This is a genomic window from Mesorhizobium sp. P5_C1 (genome assembly GCF_054049815.1).
In genome coordinates this window covers 1-1,948 of sequence record NZ_JBFULQ010000789.1, presented here as the reverse complement: position 1 = coordinate 1,948, position 1,948 = coordinate 1, and the positions used below count along the sequence as shown (strand labels likewise).

General features: G+C 60.8%; 3 protein-coding genes. 2 read left to right on the top strand and 1 reads right to left on the bottom strand.

The annotated features are described in order from the left end of the window. A partial coding sequence (locus tag ACXJ7R_RS31300) for a proline racemase family protein (RefSeq protein WP_457155185.1) occupies positions 1–570 on the top strand: 570 nt, incomplete at its 5' end. 62 nt (positions 571–632) lie between these two features. Here ACXJ7R_RS31300 and ACXJ7R_RS31295 read toward each other — a convergent pair. Continuing rightward, complete coding sequence (locus tag ACXJ7R_RS31295) at positions 633–1,526, bottom strand: LysR family transcriptional regulator (protein WP_457155184.1); 894 nt, start codon at positions 1,524–1,526, stop codon at positions 633–635. A gap of 142 nt (positions 1,527–1,668) precedes the next feature. Between ACXJ7R_RS31295 and ACXJ7R_RS31290 the strand changes: the two genes are divergently transcribed. Continuing rightward, positions 1,669–1,948: ectoine synthase (locus ACXJ7R_RS31290; protein ID WP_457155183.1), on the top strand; the 280-nt coding region annotated here is incomplete at its 3' end.

The window sequence follows — 1,948 nt, the reverse complement described above, 5'->3', positions numbered from 1 at the left end:
TCCTTCCTCCATGCCGAGGGCCTGACAGTCGAGTGTCCGCAGCTCGGCGAAATCACCGTCGATGTCGCCTATGGCGGCAATTTCTACGCCATCGTCGAGCCACAGAAGAACTATCGCGACATGGCAGACTATTCGGCGGGCGACTTCATCGCCTGGAGCCCGGTGGTGCGGCAGCGGCTCAACGAAAAATATTCCTTCGTGCATCCGGAAAACCCGGGCATCAACCGGCTGTCGCACATGCTGTGGACCGGCAAGCCGACCGTGGAGGGCGCGGACGCCCGCAATGCCGTCTTCTATGGCGACAAGGCGATCGACCGCTCACCGTGCGGCACCGGCACTTCGGCGCGCATGGCGCAGCTTCATGCCAAGGGCAAACTCAAGGCCGGCGACAGCTTCGTCCATGAATCGATCATCGGTTCGCTTTTCAAGGGCAGGGTCGAAAAGGATGTCACCGTGGCGGGCAAGCCGGCCATTATTCCCTCGATCGGCGGTTGGGCACGGATGACTGGGTTGAACACCATCTTCATCGACGACCGCGATCCGTTCGCGCATGGCTTCGTCGTCAAGTGATATCGACAGGCTTTGCATGTCGCCCAAAGGGGGCGCGGGTTTAGGCGAACGAACTGCAGGACCTAAAGCCGATGCGCGTCGGCATCGACCGAGACCTCCCGGCGAAACCAATCGGCGAAGGTAAACGCGGCGGGCGAGGCATCCACCGACATCGTCAGGAAGTAGCCCTTGTCGCGGTTGGTTGCGATCTGTGACAGAACAATCAGATCGCCCCGCTTCAGTTCGTCCCGAAAAACGTCGACGGGACAAAGCGCCACGCCGTGGCCGGCGATGACCGCGGTTGCCAGAATGTTGAAGTCGGCGAAAACGGGTCCGTTGCCGACGTCGACATTGGGCAGTCCGGCCTCGGAGAACCACTCGCGCCAGCCGTGACGGGTCTCGTCATGCAGCAGGTCCGCGCCCGCTATTCCCGCGGCCGTTCGCAGATGGTCCTTGCCGGCGAAATAGTAGGGGCTGCACACCGGTCGGTTCAGGCGTGAAAACAGCTTGAGGCTGGTGACGCCAGGAGTGGAATCAGCCCCAAGCGTGATCAGCACGTCGTTCTCACCATCGCCGAGCCTTTCCTCTGCCCGGGCATAGGCCACCCGCATGCCGATATCGGGATGGCTGGCGGTGAAGTCCGGCAGGCGGGGCACGAGCCAACGGCTGGCAATGGAAGGTATGCAGCCTACCGATACGGTCGCGACGGCCGCATTGCGCCTGATACGCCGGCATGTGGCGCCGAGTTCGGCAAGTGCCCCGCTCGCCGAGGTCTGGAGGATAACTCCGGCATCCGTCAGCCGTACCTTGCGCGCATCGCGATGGAAGAGCGGCACGCCCAACCACTCCTCCAGCCGCCTTATCTGGTGACTGATGGCCGGGTGAGTGACGTGCAGCTCCTCTGCGGCAGCCGAGAAACTGAGATGGCGCGCAGCGGCCTCGAAAGCACGGACGGCGTTCAGCGGGATGTAGTCCATATGTAAAATTTACTAACATATCGGGTGAGAAGCAATCATTTGAAGGCGCGCATGTCTTGCGGCATTTCTGCAATCGGACTCCGGAGCAAGCTCAGATGCACCGAAGGTTCCGAGCTTTTGACGATATGCAGGGAAAACGATCATGTTCACCAGACAACTGGCTGATGTAGAAAAATCTGACTTCTTCGTGGATTGGGGCAATGGCACCAGCCACCGACTGCTGACACAAAAGGACGGCATGGGGTTCACCGTCTGCCATACCGTTGTGCGTGCAGGCAGCGAATCGCGCCTCCACTATCGACGGCACTTCGAGGCCTGCTACTGCATCGCCGGCGCCGGCGAGGTCGAAGACATGTCCGGTGGAGTGCATCGTATCGAGCCAGGCACGATCTATGTGCTCGACKAACATGACGATCATTATC